Genomic DNA, 15238 nt, shown 5'->3' with positions numbered 1-15238 from the left:
AAGCGAGCCCTCTGCCCGATGAAATGCCGGTTATCAAGCAATCAGTCCCTTCCCGCCCCCGCTTTTCCGCTGCCGTCCACCGGCTATTTGCCGATCGGCAGCAGCGAAGCGATGTCGTTGATTGTGACGAACAGCATAAGGGCAAGCACGAAGGCCAGCCCGGTGCGGAACGCCCATTCCTGGCCCTTGGCATCGACCGGGCGACGGCGCACGGCCTCCGCAGCGTAGAATGCCAGGTGCCCGCCATCGAGGGTGGGAATTGGCAAGAGGTTGATGAATGCCAAGTTAATCGAAATGAAGCCGATGAAAGAGACGAAGCTGAGCCAGCCGAGGCTGAGCTGTTCGCCCGAGAATTTCGCGGTTTTCACCGGTCCGCCCAGCTCGTCGAGCGATCGTTCGCCAGTGATGATCTGCTTGAGCCCGACGGTGAGCGTGCGGACGATTCCCCAGCTCTCCTCGAAGGCCAGGGCAACGGCCTTGACCGGCCCGACCTCGATCACCTCGATCGTCGTCGGGCGGATGCCCAGCAGGCCGATGTGCGTCTCGTTGCCGAACTTGTCGCGCTTGACGAAGTCCTGCAGGCGGACCTTGCGCTCGAACTCCTGCCCGTCGCGCCGGATCACCAGCGTCACTTCCTGGCCGGGATAGGGGGCAACCCGTTCGGCGATATCGGGGAATTCCTCGATCTTCGCGCCGTCGATGGCGACAATGCGGTCACCCAGCTTGAGGCCCGCGGCCTGTGCCGCTGCATTTTCCCCGAATTCACCGATCACCGGCGGCGCGGCAATCTTGCCGAAAGCCATGAAGAACGCGGCAAAGATGACCACGGCGACAAGGATGTTCGCCACCGGCCCTGCGGCAACGATCAGCGCGCGCTTCCACAGCGGCTGCGTGGCAAAGGCATGGCTGCGTTCCTCGGCGCTCATGGCCCCGATCTTGTCCTCGTCGGTCTGGCTGACGGCGTTACCGTCGCCTGCGAACTGGACATAGCCGCCCAGCGGGATCGCCGCGAGCCGCCAGCGCGTGCCGCGCTTGTCGGTCCAGCCCCACAGCTCCTTGCCGAAACCGATCGAGAAGACGTCGCTCTTCACGCCCAGCCAGCGGGCAACGAGGTAGTGGCCCAGCTCATGCAGCACGACGAGCGGGCCGATGAGCAGCAGGAATCCGATGATCGACTGGATCAGGGGAGGAAATTGAAACAAGTCAGGCAGGCTCCAGCATCTGCGTGGCGAGCGCCCGCGCTTCGGCATCTACAGCCATCACATCGCCAAGGGAAGCAGGCGCGGCGGGGGAGAAACGGTCCATCAGTCGGCCAACCTCTACCGCGATGCGGGTGAACGCCAGCTTACCGGCAAGGAAAGCCGCCACGGCCACCTCGTTTCCGGCATTGAGAACGGCGGGAGCCGCCCCGCCCGCTTCGGCGGCCTCGCGGCACAGGCGAGTGGCGGGAAAGCGCTGCTCGTCGGGCGCGCGGAAGGTCAGCTCGCCGATGGCGGCAAGGTCGAGCGGGGCGCAGGGCGTATCCATGCGCTGCGGCCAGGCCAGGCACGAGGCGATGGGCACGCGCATGTCGGAAGGGCCAAGCTGGGCCAGCGTCGATCCGTCGCGGTATTCGACCATCGAATGGATGATCGATTGCGGGTGGACGATGATCCGCAGCCGCTCCAGCCCTACCGGAAACAGGTGATGCGCCTCGATCAGTTCAAGGCCCTTGTTGAACATGGTGGCGCTATCGACGCTGATCTTCGCGCCCATGTCCCAGTTAGGGTGCTTCACCGCCTGGGCCGGGGTGGCCGTGGCGAGCTGATCCGCCGACCAGTCGCGGAACGGACCGCCGCTGGCTGTCAGGGTGATTGAGCGGACATGGTCATAGGAATTGCCGGCAAGGCACTGGAAGATGGCGTTGTGTTCGCTGTCCATCGGCAGCAGCGTGGTGCCGTGGCGCTTAACCGCGTCCATCATAACGTCGCCGGCAGAGACAAGCGCCTCCTTGTTGGCCAGCGCCACGGTCCTGCCCTGCTCGATTGCCGCCATGGTCGGCTCAAGGCCGGCGCAGCCGACGATCGCGGCAACGGTGATGTCCGCCTGGCGGGTGGCGGCAGCGGTCAGGGCTGCCTTCCCGCCAGCAACCTCGATCCGCGACCCGGCGAGAGCGGCCTGCAATTCGGGAAGGCAGCCTTCATCGGCTACAACGGCAATCTCGGCGGAAAATTCAGCCGCCAGCCTTGCCAGTTCCCGCGCATTGCCATTGGCGGTAAGCGCCACGACCTTCCACGCATCCCGGTTGCGACGGACCAGATCGAGCGTCGAGGCCCCGATCGAGCCGGTCGCGCCAAGGATGGAAATCGAACGGGTCATCAGTTGAGGCCCAGCAATCCGGCGCCCGCCATCAGCAACCCGCCAATGAAAACAACCGCAAGCAGTCCATCGACACGGTCGAACAGGCCGCCGTGCCCGGGGATCAACTTGCCCGAATCCTTCACGCCGGCGCGGCGCTTCATCCAGCTTTCGAAGAAGTCGCCGGCCTGCGCGATCACCGCAGTGAAGCAGCCGAAGAACACGGCCTCGCTCCAGGCGATGGTGGCAATGCCGCCAAGGCCGGCTTCGGACCGATAGGCCATGAGCGTGGCAAAAGAGAGTGTTGCTCCGGTCATGCCGCCAAACAGCCCGGCCCAGGTCTTCGACGGGCTGATCGCAGGGGCAATTTTCGGCCCGCCGATCGTCCGTCCGGCAAAATAGGCACCGACATCGGTGGCGATCACGCCAAGGATGACCGAAACCGGGGCGATAACCGGGAAGAACTCGCTGCGCAGGAACAGCAGCATGGCCGTGGCAAAGCCGATGTAGACGATGCCGCCGATATTCCACAGCGTCTGCTGCATGGGCGTGGCGGCAAAGCCGCGCACCAGCCCGCGCCATTCCCACAGCACGCCCGTGGCGATTGCGCCGACGAACAGCGCCCAGAGCCATCCGCCCAGCCACAAGGCCGCACCGGCGACCGCAACCATGACCACGGCCGATGCCGTGCGAACGCCCAGGTCGCTCTTCTTCGCCTCAACGCCCGCCATAGCGCCGCTCCCTCTGTGCGAACTGTTCCAGCGCCCCGGCCAGATGCTCGGGCGTGAAATCGGGCCACAACGTATCGACAAACATCATTTCGGCATAGGCCGCCTGCCACAGCAGGAAGTTGGACAGGCGCACTTCTCCCGACGTGCGGATCAGCAGGTCCAGCGGCGGCATCCCGGCCGTGTCGAGTTCAGCCTCGATGGTTTCCGGCGTGATCGGCCCCTTGGCGGCAGCCTTGGTGGCCGCGCGGGCAATCTCGTCCTGGGCGCCGTAGTTCAGCGCCACGGCCAGCGTCGTCCCGGTATTGGCCGCGGTGCGCGCCAGCGCCTTTTCAACCAGTTCGACAACATCCGGCGGAAAGGCATTGTAATCGCCGATAATCCGCAAACGCACGTTGTTGGCTGCGAACTCATCGAGGTCGGCGATGATAAAGGCCTTCATCAGCCCCATCAGGGCGCCGACTTCCTCTTCGGAGCGGCGCCAGTTCTCGGTGCTGAAGGCATAGAGCGTCAGCGCCTCGAGCCCGAGGTCCTTGGCCGCGCGCACGACCTTGCGCACGGCTTCCACGCCCTTCTTGTGGCCCATGGCGCGCGGCAGCATGCGCTTCTTCGCCCACCGCCCGTTGCCGTCCATGATGATGGCGACATGACGGGCGCCATGATCCGCGCGCCTTTCGCCCGAAGCGCGCGACGAACTCACTTGCCGAGGATTTCCTTTTCCTTGGCCGCCGCCGCCTCGTCAGCAGCCTTGATCATGTCGTCGGTAAGCTTCTGCACCTCGGTTTCGGCGCGCTTGCGATCGTCCTCGGAGATTTCCTTCTTGGCTTCATCGGCCTTCAGGTTCTCCATGCCGTCGCGGCGGACGTTGCGGATCGCGATGCGCGCCTTTTCGGCGTACTGGCCGGCCAGCTTGGCCAGTTCCTTGCGGCGTTCCTCGGTCAGGTCGGGGATCGGCAGGCGCAGGGTGTTGCCATCGTTGATCGGGTTGAGCCCGAGACCGGCCGAGCGGATCGCCTTCTCTACCGGGCCGATGTTCGACTTGTCCCAGACCTGCACCGAGAGCATCCGCGGTTCGGGCGCGGAGATCGAGGCGACCTGGTTCAGCGGCGTATGCGCGCCGTAAACCTCTACCGTGATCGGCTCGAGCAGCGTGGTGTTCGCGCGACCGGTGCGCAGGCCGGCGAGGTCGTGCTTCAGCGATTCGACCGCTCCCTGCATGCGGCGTTCCAGATCCGCCTTGTCGTACTTGGCCATGGCCTTACCCCTTCTTCACGATGGTTTGCGTGCCTTCTCCGGCCAGCACTCGGGCGAGGTTGCCCTTTTCGCGGATCGAGAAGACGACGATGGGAATGTTGTTATCGCGGCAAAGCGCCACGGCGCTGGCATCCATAACCTTCAGGTTATCTGCCAGGACCGTGTCGTAATCGACTGTATCGTAACGCTTGGCCTGCGGGTTCGACTTGGGATCGCTGTCATAGACGCCATCGACCGAAGTCCCCTTCAGCAGCGCATCGCACTGCATTTCGGCAGCCCGCAGCGCCGCGCCGGAATCGGTGGTGAAATAGGGCGCGCCCACGCCCGCGGCGAAGATCACCACGCGGCCCTTTTCAAGGTGGCGTTCTGCCCGGCGGCGGATCACCGGTTCGCACACCTTGTCCATCTCGATGGCGGACTGCACGCGGGTTGGCACGCCAAGCTGCTCAAGCGCGTTCTGCATGGCCAGCGCGTTCATCACCGTGGCCAGCATGCCCATGTAGTCGGCCTGGGCGCGGTCCATGCCCTTGGCGGCACCGGCCATGCCGCGGAAGATGTTGCCGCCGCCGATGACCAGGCAAAGCTCCAGCCCGCTGTCCTTGGCCGCCTTAACTTCCTTCGCCAGCTCGGCGACGAATTCGGGATCGATGCCGAACTGCTGGTTGCCCATCAGCACTTCGCCCGAAAGCTTCAGCAGGACGCGCTTGTATTTGCCAGTGGCCATTGCGATGGTGATTCCGGTTTCCTACGAGTGCGGCGGCGTTACCGCCTAGGTGATGCGAGGTAAAGGGAGTGACTGTGCGCAAGGCACTTGGCTGGGTGCGAAACAACAAGATGCGCGCCTTCAGGTACCTGGTGCTTGCGGTCGGCATTCCCTGCTCGATCATTGCCTGGCGCGATACGATGGCCGATCCGGTCGTGCGGCGCACCGAAGTGGTGCTGCCCGGGCTGGCCAAGGATGCTCCGCCGCTGACCATCGCCCTGCTTTCCGACTTTCACGTTGCCGATCCCGACATGCCGCCCAGCCGGCTGGCGCGCATCGTCGCCCAGGTGAATGCGTTGAAGCCCGATTACGTGATGCTGGCCGGCGATTTCATCACCGACCGGACGCTCGCCCTGCACCATTACCAATACCGCGACGCGCTGGCCCCGCTGGCCGCGCTCAAGCCGCGGATCGCGACGATCGCGGTGCTGGGCAATCACGATCACTGGCGCAATGCCGAAGAGGGCATCCGCGAACTGCGCCACATCGGCGCGAGGGTGCTGCTGAACGAATCGGCGCAGATCGGCCCGCTGCACATCGTCGGCGTCGGCGATCACATGAGCCAGCACTCCGATTATCCCCGCGCCTTCGCGAAGGCACCCGCCGATCACGGCGCCATCGTCGCGCTCAGCCATGGGCCGGATGTTGTCCCCAGCCTGCCGGATGACATCCCCCTCACCCTCGCCGGGCATACCCATTGCGGGCAGATCCAGTGGCCGTGGGGCGGATCACCGGCCTATATGTCGAACTATGGCGATCGCTATGCCTGCGGCAGGATCGTCGAGGGGCGCAAGACGGTGATCGTCACCGCCGGCCTTGGCACCAGCGTGCTGCCCTTCCGCTTCCTCGCCGTGCCCGACATGTGGCTGGTGACGGTGCGCGGGCCCAAATAGCAACGGGGCCCGGAACCGAAGTTCCGAGCCCCGCAATCCTGCTGTGCCGAACGATCAGTTCAGGCCGGCAGCCGCAGCCACTTCGGCCGCGAAGTCGCTGACTTCCTTCTCGATGCCTTCGCCGAGCTGGAAGCGGACGTAGTCCTTCAGCACGATCTTGGCACCGGCTTCCTTGCCGGCCTGGTCAACGACCTGCTGGATCGGGGTCTTGTTGTCCATGACGAAGATCTGGCTGAGCAGGGCGTTTTCCTTGGCGTACTTGGAAACCGCACCGTCGACCATCTTGGCCTGGACTTCCGCCGGCTTGCCCGATTCAGCGGCCTTTTCGGCAGCGATCTTGCGCTCGCGGGCGAGCAGTTCGGGATCGAGGTCGTCAGCCGACAGCGCCAGCGGGAAAGCCGCCGCGATGTGCATGGCGATCTGCTTGCCAAGCGGTTCGAGAACGGCAGCCGGAGCTTCCGATTCGAGCGCGACGAGCACGCCGATCTTGCCGAGGTTCGGCGCAGCGGCGTTGTGCATGTAGGGCACGACAACGCCGTTCGCGACCGAAACGGTCTTCATGCGGCGGACCTGCTGGTTTTCACCGATGGTGGCAACGTTGGCGGTCAGCGTGTCGGCAACCGTGCCGCCGCCCGGATAGGCTGCGGCCTTGAGTGCCTCCACGTCGTCCGACGACTGGCCGAGCGCGACCTGGGTGGTCTTGCGCACGAAGTCCTGGAACTGGTCGTTCTTGGCGACGAAGTCGGTTTCCGAGTTCACTTCGACGGCGACGCCCTTGGTACCTTCGACGGCAACGCCGACGAGGCCTTCGGCAGCCGTGCGGCTCGACTTCTTGGCGACGGCGGCAAGGCCCTTGGCGCGCAGAGCGTCAACCGCGGCTTCGAAATCGCCGTTCGATTCGTCGAGCGCCTTCTTGCAGTCCATCATGCCGGCGCCGGTGCGCTCGCGCAGGTTCTTCACGTCAGTGGCGGTGTAAGCCATATGACTAGTCCTCTTGAATTGGAATATCGCGGCCGGGCCCATGGGCCCGGCGCGCTACACTTGTGTGACGAGGCCGATCCGAAGATCAGGCTTCGGCTGCGGGAGCTTCCTCGGCCGGGACCGATACCACGGCTTCTTCAACCGGTGCCACTTCCAGCGCGCCGACATCGACGCCCGAATCGACCACGGCTTCACGGCCACCCTTGCGGGCAGCGGCGGCCACGGCCTCGCAATACAGGCGGATCGCGCGGCTGGCGTCGTCGTTCGCCGGGATCGGGAACGCGATGCCATCGGGCGAGACGTTCGAATCGAGGATGGCGACGACCGGGATACCCAGGACGTTGGCTTCCTTGATCGCCAGCTCTTCCTTGTTGGCGTCGATCACGAACATCACGTCCGGAATGCCGCCCATGTCGCGGATGCCGCCGAGCGACAGCTCAAGCTTGTCGCGCTCGCGGGTCATCTGCAGGACTTCCTTCTTCGTGAAGCCCGAGGTGTCGCCCGAAAGCTGCTCTTCCATCGACTTCAGGCGCTTGATCGAGCCCGAGATGGTCTTCCAGTTGGTGAGCATGCCGCCCAGCCAGCGGTGGTTGACGAAGTGCTGGCCAGAAGCGCGCGCGGCCTGGGCGATCGGCTCCTGAGCCTGGCGCTTGGTGCCGACGAACAGCACCTTGCCGCCAGCGCGGACGGTGGCGTCGATGAAGTCGAGCGCGCGGGCCATCAGCGGCACGGTCTGCGACAGGTCGAGAATGTGGACACCGTTACGCGCGCCGAAGATGTAGGGCTTCATGCGCGGGTTCCAGCGGTGGGTCTGGTGGCCGAAGTGAGCGCCGGCCTCGATAAGCTGCTGCATGGTGACGACAGGAGCCGCCATAGGTAATTCCTTTCCGGTTCGAACCTCCGGGACGCTGGAACCAGGCGGAGCTCCCGCCAAGGCACCGGTATGTGTGCATCCCGTGTGGATTAGCCCGCCTGTCCTCCCGGCCCGAATGGCCGCGATTCCCTGCGAACGGCCGCGCCCTTAGCGTCATTGGCCGCGCAAATCCAGCGCAAAAGCGCATGTGCAGGCGCTGGCAGCCACCCGGCGGGAACGGCGCGCAGAGAGGCAAGCGGAACAAATCGCTTGACACGATGGAACAAATAGAGAACATTGCTTTCAAGAACACGGAAAACCGCCGATCCGCCAAAGCGAATCACCAGGTTGTCCACAGGCTTTCAATAGTCTCGCCACAGCATGGCGAACAGGCAAGAGGTGAAGTGATCATGACTGCCCAGCTGCTGCTTTCCGCCCTGTTTGTCGCCACCGGCGGCTTCGCCCTCGCCGTGATCGCCGCCAGCATCGCGCAGGCCCTGCCCCGCCTGCGGGCACTGCGCGCGGAAATGGCCGCAGGGGATCCGATGCGGGAAGTGACCTGGCGGGTTACGACGGTTGAAGTGCGGCGCCTGCCGGCACCGGTCAGCGTGCTGCCGGTCAGGCGGAAGGCTGCTCTGGTGCCGCAGTCGTGGCGCGCCGCCGCCTGACCTGCGAATAGGACCAGATGCCATAGGGCAGCAGCGCAAGGTAGATCACGCAGATCCCGATCAGGGTGAGCCAGGGTTCGGTCAGCAGGGCAACGCCAATCATGCCCAGCGCCATGACCAGCCACAACCGGATGCCGCGGCGCGGGCGCAGCTTGCCCCAGCCAAGCGTGGCGACGCTGGAGATCATGAGGAAGGCGATCGCCACGAGCCAGATGCCGACGACCGCCGGTTCGCGCAGTTCGGGGCGTTCGGTCACGAACCACAGGAACATCGGCAGCAGGGCAAGCCCCGCCCCGACCGGTGCAGGAACGCCGGTGAGGAAGCCGGCAGACTTGTGCGGCTGCTCTTCCACATCGATCCGGGCATTGAACCGGGCCAGCCGCAGCGCGCAGCAGATGGCGAAGACCAGGCTGGCGAACCAGCCGAGGCGCGGCAGGTCCTGCAAGGACCACAGAAACAGGATCAGCGCCGGAGCGACACCGAAGGAAACGTTGTCCGCCAGGCTGTCCAGCTCGGCACCGAAGCGCGATTGCCCCTTGAGCAGGCGGGCGATGCGGCCGTCGATCCCGTCGAGCAGTCCGGCCAGCAGCACAGCGAGGACCGCCTGCTCGAACTGCCCGGTGATGGCAAAGCGGATGCCGGTGAGGCCGAAGCCCAGCGCGGCGGCTGTAATCGCATTGGGAACCAGCGTGCGGACCGTCAGCCCACGCGGCAGGCGCACGAGCTTGTCGCGCCCCTGCCCGGGCCCGTTCACTGGCGCTGCCCTTCGATCAGTGCCTGCGAGCCGACTTCGGCCAGCACGGTCTCGCCGGCGATCACCTTCTGGCCGACCAGCACGCGCGATTCGGTGCCTTCGGGCAGGAAAACGTCAACCCGGCTGCCAAAGCGGATCAGGCCGATGCGGCCGCCGGCGGCAACCTGCTCGCCCGGCTTGAGGAAGGGCACGATGCGCCGCGCCACCAGCCCGGCGATCTGGGTGAAACCGATGGCAAGCCCGTCGCTGCGTTCTACCAGCCAGTGCTGGCGCTCGTTCTCATCGCTCGCCTTGTCGAGATCGGCATTGAGGAAACGGCCCGGAATATAGGCCACGCGGCGCACCGTGCCGCTGATCGGCGAACGGTTGATGTGCACATCGAACACCGACATGAAGATCGAAATGCGCGTCAGCGGCGCTTCGCCCAGCCCCTCGCCCGTGCCGTCGGTGCGGGCCAGTTCGGGCGGCGGCGGAACCTTGCGGATCAGCGTGACCAGCCCGTCAGCCGGCGAAACGATCAGCCCGTCGCCCTGCGGCGTGACGCGCGGGGGATCGCGGAAGAAGGCGAGGATGCCCAGCACCAGCGCGCCGAGCGGCCAGGCCACGGTTTCCCAGGCCATGAAGGCGGCGAACACCGAGGCGGCCCCGGCAATAAGGGCGAACTTGCGACCTTCGGGGTGAACGCTCGGCCATTGCCACGATGCTTCACCGCGGCCGCGATTGTCAGTCAGGTTAGAAGACATTGGCGTTCATCTAGGCGCTATGGACAAATGTAACAACCCATAGCTGTCGAATGCCGGGAAAGGACCTTGGTGTCGGTTCGCTGGAGGGCGGTGGTGGACAGGGCTGGATTCGAACCAGCGTACGCTTGCACGGGCAGATTTACAGTCTGCTGCCTTTAACCACTCGGCCACCTGTCCACACCAGTGCCGCCGGTGACGGGTTTCCCCGTTAATTCATCCCCGCAAGGGGCTGTCCGGCCGAGAGGCCGCGCCAATGCCCAAGCAAGGCTTGCCTGTCAATGGCCCTGCGGGCATGAGCGGCAGGAATTTCACACAGAGGGACAAATGAACAGGGCAAAAGGCGGGCCGGATGCCGGTCGCAACAAGCGGGCGCTGCGGGGCCGGGCCGGACGGATGCAGGGCGGACGCGGCAGCGGCCGCGCATCAAGCGGCGCGGTGCGCCTGTGGGGTCGCCACGCGGTGGAAGCCGCGCTGAAGAACCCCGAACGCCAGCACCGCAAGCTCTGGGCCACGCGCGAAGGCGTTGCCTCGCTCGATGGCGAACTGCCCAGCGACTTTCCCGTGGAATGGGCCCAGCCGCTCGATCTTGCCCGCCTCGTCGCGCGCGATGCGCCGCACCAGGGCCTTGTGCTGGAATGCGAACCGCTGCCCGAACTGTTCCTCGACGAAGTGCTCGATGGCGATCCGGCCCGGCCGCTGGTGGTGCTCGACCAGGTGACCGATCCGCACAACGTCGGCGCCATCCTGCGCTCGGCGGCGGCCTTCAACGCCTGCGCCATCCTCACGCAGGACCGGCACGCCCCGCCCGAATCGGGTGTCGTCGCCAAGAGCGCATCGGGCGCGCTGGAAGTGGTGCCCTGGGTGCGGGTGGTGAACCTTTCCCGCGCGCTGGAGGAAGTGGCCGAGGCAGGCTACTGGCGCATCGGCCTTGCCGGCGAAGCGCGCGATACCCTGGCAGAGGCCCTGCCCGCCGGGCCGGTCGCCCTGGTGCTGGGCGCCGAAGGCGAAGGCATGCGGCATAATGTGCAGCAGCACTGCGATGCGCTGGCCCGCCTGCCGATCAGCGAGGCGATGGAAAGCCTGAATGTTTCCAACGCTGCCGCAATTGCCCTTTATGCCGTGGCAACAAGAGGATAGGCTGCGCCGAACACAGGCAGGAGGGAACAGGGTGAAAACAGGCATGATGAAGCGCATCGGCGCAGTAGGGGCGATTGTCGCCCTTGCCCTCACCCTTTCGGCCTGCCTGCTCACGCCGGGCCGGTTCGTCTCGGCGCTCGACCTGCGCAAGGACGGGCAGTTCACCTTTACCTACAAGGGCGAGATTTCGATGTTCGGGCTGGCGCAGCTGGCCGCGATGGACAAGCGCAACAGCGAGTTCAAGGAATCGCCCTGCTACGATTACGAATCGCCCGCCCCGGCCAAGTCGAAGAAAAAGGGCGCGGAAGAGGAAGACGACACCTTTGCCGAACCCAAGGAACGGCCCTGTACGGCGGAGGAACTGGCCGAACAGAAGCTCGACTGGGAAGAAGCGCGCAAGGAAAGCGCGGCACGGGAAAAGAAGGACCTTGAAGAGATGAAGGCGGCGCTTGGCGGCCTTGATCCGACCGATCCCAAGTCGATCGAGGAATTTGCCGGACGCCTGCGCCGTCAGGCCGGCTGGAAGGCCGTGACCTACAAGGGCGACGGCCTGTTCGACGTCGACTACGCCATTGCCGGCAAGGTGGACCACGATTTCATCTTCCCGATCATCGAGAAGTTCCCCACCACCAATACCTTCGTTCAGGTACTGCGCCGCAATGACGGCACGGTGCGGATCGACGCGCCGGGCTTCAATCCGGGCAGCACGACCAACCCGATGGCCCAGGCCATGGGCATGGGCGCACTGAGCACGCTCAGCAAGTCCGAGAAGATGCCCAAGGGCCCGGAGATGGAGGGCACCTTCACCCTGACCACCAACGGCCAGATCCTCGCCAACAATACCGATGAGGGCGCGAAGCCGGGCACGACCGGGCAAATGCTGGAATGGAAGGTCAACGTCCGGACGACCGCGACACCGACCGCGCTGGTCAAGCTGGCGAATTGAGGGGGCTCAACCGCCCCTTCCCCTGCCCTGTTGCATTGCCGGTTGACGGCGGCTCTGGCTTGCGCCGGAAGGTGACTGCTGGCGCCAGGCCGGCTTGGCGACAGCGCGAGCGGGCATAGAAAAAGGCCGCAACCGGTTTACCCGATTGCGGCCCGATCCTTGTGTGCAGGCCGAGGCGACGGGCCTGCGAACGCGTCTTAGTTGACGGCGTCCTTGAGGCCCTTGCCAGCCTTGAACTTCGGCTGCGACGAAGCCTTGATCGACATCGGCTCGCCGGTGCGGGGGTTGCGGCCGGTCGAAGCCTTGCGCTTGGCGACCGAGAAGGTGCCGAAGCCGACGAGGCGAACTTCGTCACCCTTCTTGAGGGCACCGGTGATGGCGTCGAAGACGCCTTCGACAGCCTTGGTGGCGTCGCTGCGGGTCAGGCCGCTGGCATCAGCAACTGCACCGATAAGATCGTTCTTGTTCATTTCGGGAACCCCCTACCTTTTCTGGTTGAAACCTGAGCTTCTTGGATTTCGCCTCGAAGTGCGGCGGAATTGAGCGATTTTTGCCCTCGCTGTCAAAGCGAAAGCGCTGTCCTGACCCGCCATTATCCCCGAAAAAACGCCAATTTTGCGCCAATCGGGGTCTTGCAATGCCGCAGAGGGCCGAAATTGCTGCAATCCGGCGTGAGTCGCCGCATTGCAGCAAGAATCAGTTGCATGGCACAATCGGCCCGAAGGCCGGTCAGTGCGCGGTCCGGGTCGCCGTCGGATGGGCGGCTGCGGGCTGGCTGGCGAGGTCGTCTTCCTCGGTCCATTCCACCGGCTCAAGCTTGGCGGTGAGCGCCAGGGCCAGCACCTCGTCGACATGGGACACGGTGATGATTTCCAGCCCTTCCTTGATGTTGGCGGGCAGCTCGACAAGGTCCTTGCGGTTCTCTTCCGGGATAAGCACCGTCTTGATGCCGCCGCGCAGGGCCGCCAGCAGCTTTTCCTTCAGGCCGCCGATCGCCAGCACCCTGCCGCGCAGCGTCACCTCGCCGGTCATGGCAATGTCCTTGCGCACCGGAATGCCGGTGAGCGTGGAGACCATGGCCGTGACCATGCCGATGCCGGCCGAGGGACCGTCCTTGGGCACTGCGCCTTCGGGCAGGTGGATGTGCAGGTCCTTGCGATTGAAGATCGAGGGCTTGATGCCATAGGCCGGGGCCCGCGCCTTCACGAAGCTGAAGGCCATCTGCACGCTTTCGCTCATCACTTCGCCAAGCTTGCCGGTGGTCTTCACCGCGCCCTTGCCGGGAACGGTGACGCTTTCGATCGTCAGCAGCTCGCCGCCAACCTCGGTCCAGGCAAGGCCGGTAACGGCACCGACCTGGTGCTCCTCTTCCGAAACGCCGAAGCGGTACTTCCGCACCCCGGCGAAATCGGCAAGGTTCTCGGGCGTGATCGTCACGCACTTTTCCTTGCCTTCAAGGATGCGGCGCAGGCTCTTGCGGGCCAGCCGCGCGATCTCGCGTTCCAGCGTGCGAACGCCGGATTCGCGGGTGTAATAGCGGATCAGGTCGCGCAAGCCTTCGGTGGTAAGGGTGAACTCGCCCGGCTTGAGCCCATGCGATTCCACCTGCTTGGCCACCAGGTGCCGTTCGGCGATCTCCACCTTCTCGTCCTCGGTATAGCCTTCGAGGCGGATGATCTCCATGCGATCGAGCAGCGGCTGCGGCAGGTTCAGGCTGTTCGCCGTGCAGACGAACATCACGTCCGACAGGTCGAAATCGACCTCGAGGTAGTGATCCTGGAACTTCGCGTTCTGTTCGGGATCGAGCACTTCGAGCAGGGCCGATGCCGGATCGCCGCGATAGTCCTGGCCCAGCTTGTCGATCTCGTCGAGCAGGAACAGCGGGTTGCTGGTGCCCGCCTTGCGCAGGTTGGTGATCACCTTGCCCGGCAGCGAGCCGATATAGGTGCGGCGGTGGCCGCGGATTTCCGCCTCGTCGCGCACGCCGCCCAGCGACTGGCGGATGAACTCGCGCCCGGTGGCCTTGGCGATCGACTTGCCCAGCGAGGTCTTGCCGACACCCGGAGGGCCGACGAGGCACAGGATCGGCCCCTTCAGCTTGTTGGTCCGCGCCTGCACCGCAAGGTATTCGACGATGCGGTCCTTCACCTTCTCGAGCGCATAGTGATCGGCATCGAGGATCGTCTGGGCGCGGGCGATATCCTTCTTCAGCTTCGACTTCTTGCCCCAGGGCAGGCCGAGCAGGACATCGAGGTAATTGCGCACGACGGTTGCCTCGGCGCTCATCGGCTGCATGGTCTTGAGCTTCTTCAGCTCGCCCTGCGCCTTTGCGCGCGCTTCCTTCGACAGCTTGAGCGTGTCGATCTTTTCCTGAAGCTCGGCAATCTCGTTGGTGTCGTCACCCTCGCCGCCGCCCAGCTCATTCTGGATCGCCTTGAGCTGTTCGTTGAGGTAATATTCGCGCTGGGTCTTTTCCATCTGGCGCTTCACGCGGCCGCGGATCTTTCGTTCCACCTGCAGCACGCCAAGCTCGCCTTCCATGAAGGCCAGCACCATTTCCATGCGCTTGATCGGGTCTTCTTCGGAAAGCAGCGCCTGCTTGTCGGCCACCTTGGCGCCGATCTGCGCGGCGACGCCGTCGGCGAGCAAGGCGGCATCGGTGATTTCGCCAAAGTTGGCCCCGGCATCGGCCGAAAGCTTCTTGTTGAGCTTGGCATATTCGCCGAACTGTTCGACCACCGTGCGCATCATCGCCGTGGCTTCGCTGCCGGCGGCGCTTACCGGTTCGAGCTTTTCGACCTGGGCGACCATCATGTCACCCTCTTCGCCGACACGTTCGAGCCGCGCGCGCTGCTGGCCTTCTACCAGCACACGCACCGTGCCATCGGGCAGCTTGAGCAGCTGCAGCACCGTGGCGATCACGCCGATATCGTAAAGGTCTTCGTCCGCCGGATCGTCGCAGCCGGGGTCGAGCTGGGCGACGAGGAAGATGTCCTTGTTGCCGGCCATGGCCGATTCCAGCGCCGCGACCGACTTTTCGCGACCGACGAACAGCGGCACGACCATGCCGGGGAAAACGACAATGTCGCGCAGCGGGAGCAAGGGGAGCAGATTCATTTCCATATCCATACCTGTGCCGGATCACTCATGAACCGGAGCTTGGCGAGGGATATGGGATTGC

The 15238-nt window shown here is 64.9% G+C and carries 16 protein-coding genes and 1 tRNA gene; 4 read left to right on the top strand and 13 right to left on the bottom strand.

Going from position 1 to position 15238, the window contains the following annotated elements; translation table 11 throughout:
* Positions 1 to 83: 83 nt before the first annotated feature.
* The 6 genes from rseP to pyrH form a co-directional block, all read right to left on the bottom strand.
* On the bottom strand, positions 84 to 1202 hold the full coding sequence (rseP, locus tag C0V78_RS01345) for an RIP metalloprotease RseP (RefSeq protein ID WP_254049778.1): 1119 nt from the start codon (positions 1200 to 1202) through the stop codon (positions 84 to 86).
* Between the two features lies 1 nt (position 1203).
* A complete protein-coding gene (locus tag C0V78_RS01340; RefSeq protein WP_101796084.1) occupies positions 1204 to 2358 on the bottom strand; it encodes a 1-deoxy-D-xylulose-5-phosphate reductoisomerase in 1155 nt (384 codons plus the stop codon).
* Positions 2358 to 3068, bottom strand: a complete 711-nt coding sequence (locus C0V78_RS01335) for a phosphatidate cytidylyltransferase (RefSeq protein WP_101796083.1) — start codon at positions 3066 to 3068, stop codon at positions 2358 to 2360. The genes C0V78_RS01340 and C0V78_RS01335 overlap by 1 nt, the downstream gene beginning before the upstream one ends.
* On the bottom strand, positions 3055 to 3699 hold the full coding sequence (gene uppS, locus C0V78_RS01330) for a polyprenyl diphosphate synthase (protein WP_254049921.1): 645 nt from the start codon (positions 3697 to 3699) through the stop codon (positions 3055 to 3057). Before uppS ends, C0V78_RS01335 begins: the two co-directional genes overlap by 14 nt.
* Before the next feature lie 62 nt (positions 3700 to 3761).
* A complete protein-coding gene (gene frr, locus C0V78_RS01325) occupies positions 3762 to 4319 on the bottom strand; it encodes a ribosome recycling factor (RefSeq protein WP_101796081.1) in 558 nt (185 codons plus the stop codon).
* A 4-nt stretch (positions 4320 to 4323) separates the two neighbouring features.
* Positions 4324 to 5043 carry a UMP kinase gene (gene pyrH / locus C0V78_RS01320; RefSeq protein WP_101796080.1) on the bottom strand — a complete coding sequence of 240 codons (720 nt, stop codon included), beginning with the start codon at positions 5041 to 5043 and terminating at the stop codon, positions 4324 to 4326.
* Positions 5044 to 5117: 74 nt separating this feature from the next.
* Here pyrH and C0V78_RS01315 point away from each other — a divergent pair, with 74 nt between their 5' ends.
* Positions 5118 to 5975 carry a metallophosphoesterase gene (locus C0V78_RS01315; protein ID WP_101796079.1) on the top strand — a complete coding sequence of 286 codons (858 nt, stop codon included), beginning with the start codon at positions 5118 to 5120 and terminating at the stop codon, positions 5973 to 5975.
* A gap of 54 nt (positions 5976 to 6029) precedes the next feature.
* On the opposite strand, the gene tsf is transcribed toward C0V78_RS01315, so the two are convergent.
* Positions 6030 to 6956 carry a translation elongation factor Ts gene (gene tsf / locus C0V78_RS01310; RefSeq protein WP_101796078.1) on the bottom strand — a complete coding sequence of 309 codons (927 nt, stop codon included), beginning with the start codon at positions 6954 to 6956 and terminating at the stop codon, positions 6030 to 6032.
* An 85-nt stretch (positions 6957 to 7041) separates the two neighbouring features.
* On the bottom strand, positions 7042 to 7830 hold the full coding sequence (gene rpsB, locus C0V78_RS01305; RefSeq protein ID WP_101796077.1) for a 30S ribosomal protein S2: 789 nt from the start codon (positions 7828 to 7830) through the stop codon (positions 7042 to 7044).
* 389 nt (positions 7831 to 8219) lie between these two features.
* On the opposite strand from rpsB, the gene C0V78_RS01300 reads away from it, so the two are divergent.
* Positions 8220 to 8477: a hypothetical protein gene (locus C0V78_RS01300; RefSeq protein ID WP_101796076.1), complete on the top strand. Its 258-nt coding sequence runs from the start codon at positions 8220 to 8222 to the stop codon at positions 8475 to 8477.
* On the opposite strand, the gene pssA is transcribed toward C0V78_RS01300, so the two are convergent.
* The 3 genes from pssA to C0V78_RS01285 form a co-directional block, all read right to left on the bottom strand.
* On the bottom strand, positions 8428 to 9231 hold the full coding sequence (gene pssA, locus C0V78_RS01295) for a CDP-diacylglycerol--serine O-phosphatidyltransferase (RefSeq protein ID WP_101796075.1): 804 nt from the start codon (positions 9229 to 9231) through the stop codon (positions 8428 to 8430). The two genes, C0V78_RS01300 and pssA, sit on opposite strands and share 50 nt — an antisense overlap.
* Positions 9228 to 9974 carry a phosphatidylserine decarboxylase gene (locus C0V78_RS01290; RefSeq protein WP_101796074.1) on the bottom strand — a complete coding sequence of 249 codons (747 nt, stop codon included), beginning with the start codon at positions 9972 to 9974 and terminating at the stop codon, positions 9228 to 9230. The genes pssA and C0V78_RS01290 overlap by 4 nt, the downstream gene beginning before the upstream one ends.
* Positions 9975 to 10065: 91 nt before the next feature.
* A tRNA-Tyr gene (locus tag C0V78_RS01285) sits at positions 10066 to 10151 on the bottom strand.
* A gap of 147 nt (positions 10152 to 10298) precedes the next feature.
* On the opposite strand from C0V78_RS01285, the gene rlmB reads away from it, so the two are divergent.
* Complete coding sequence (gene rlmB / locus C0V78_RS01280; RefSeq protein ID WP_101796073.1) at positions 10299 to 11111, top strand: 23S rRNA (guanosine(2251)-2'-O)-methyltransferase RlmB; 813 nt, start codon at positions 10299 to 10301, stop codon at positions 11109 to 11111.
* A 43-nt stretch (positions 11112 to 11154) separates the two neighbouring features.
* Positions 11155 to 12057 carry a hypothetical protein gene (locus tag C0V78_RS01275; protein ID WP_254049777.1) on the top strand — a complete coding sequence of 301 codons (903 nt, stop codon included), beginning with the start codon at positions 11155 to 11157 and terminating at the stop codon, positions 12055 to 12057.
* Positions 12058 to 12254: 197 nt separating this feature from the next.
* On the opposite strand, the gene C0V78_RS01270 is transcribed toward C0V78_RS01275, so the two are convergent.
* On the bottom strand, positions 12255 to 12527 hold the full coding sequence (locus C0V78_RS01270) for an HU family DNA-binding protein (protein ID WP_101796072.1): 273 nt from the start codon (positions 12525 to 12527) through the stop codon (positions 12255 to 12257).
* Positions 12528 to 12786: 259 nt separating this feature from the next.
* Entirely contained in the window at positions 12787 to 15180 is a 2394-nt protein-coding gene (gene lon, locus C0V78_RS01265; RefSeq protein ID WP_101798125.1) for an endopeptidase La, read from the bottom strand.
* Positions 15181 to 15238: the final 58 nt, after the last annotated feature.

Source organism: Novosphingobium sp. TH158, from assembly GCF_002855555.1.
Taxonomy (GTDB): Bacteria; Pseudomonadota; Alphaproteobacteria; order Sphingomonadales; family Sphingomonadaceae; genus Novosphingobium.
This window is presented reverse-complemented; position numbering and strand designations above follow the sequence as displayed.

Bases quoted from the DNA above. Each gene is read 5' to 3' on its own strand.
- C0V78_RS01340 (WP_101796084.1), bottom strand. From the start codon at position 2,358: ATGACCCGTTCGATTTCCATCCTTGGCGCGACCGGCTCGATCGGGGCC.
- C0V78_RS01335 (WP_101796083.1), bottom strand. From the start codon at position 3,068: ATGGCGGGCGTTGAGGCGAAGAAGAGCGACCTGGGCGTTCGCACGGCA.
- uppS (WP_254049921.1), bottom strand. From the start codon at position 3,699: ATGGACGGCAACGGGCGGTGGGCGAAGAAGCGCATGCTGCCGCGCGCC.
- frr (WP_101796081.1), bottom strand. From the start codon at position 4,319: ATGGCCAAGTACGACAAGGCGGATCTGGAACGCCGCATGCAGGGAGCG.
- pyrH (WP_101796080.1), bottom strand. From the start codon at position 5,043: ATGGCCACTGGCAAATACAAGCGCGTCCTGCTGAAGCTTTCGGGCGAA.
- tsf (WP_101796078.1), bottom strand. From the start codon at position 6,956: ATGGCTTACACCGCCACTGACGTGAAGAACCTGCGCGAGCGCACCGGC.
- rpsB (WP_101796077.1), bottom strand. From the start codon at position 7,830: ATGGCGGCTCCTGTCGTCACCATGCAGCAGCTTATCGAGGCCGGCGCT.
- C0V78_RS01300 (WP_101796076.1), top strand. From the start codon at position 8,220: ATGACTGCCCAGCTGCTGCTTTCCGCCCTGTTTGTCGCCACCGGCGGC.
- C0V78_RS01290 (WP_101796074.1), bottom strand. From the start codon at position 9,974: ATGTCTTCTAACCTGACTGACAATCGCGGCCGCGGTGAAGCATCGTGG.
- rlmB (WP_101796073.1), top strand. From the start codon at position 10,299: ATGAACAGGGCAAAAGGCGGGCCGGATGCCGGTCGCAACAAGCGGGCG.
- C0V78_RS01275 (WP_254049777.1), top strand. From the start codon at position 11,155: ATGATGAAGCGCATCGGCGCAGTAGGGGCGATTGTCGCCCTTGCCCTC.
- C0V78_RS01270 (WP_101796072.1), bottom strand. From the start codon at position 12,527: ATGAACAAGAACGATCTTATCGGTGCAGTTGCTGATGCCAGCGGCCTG.
- lon (WP_101798125.1), bottom strand. From the start codon at position 15,180: ATGGAAATGAATCTGCTCCCCTTGCTCCCGCTGCGCGACATTGTCGTT.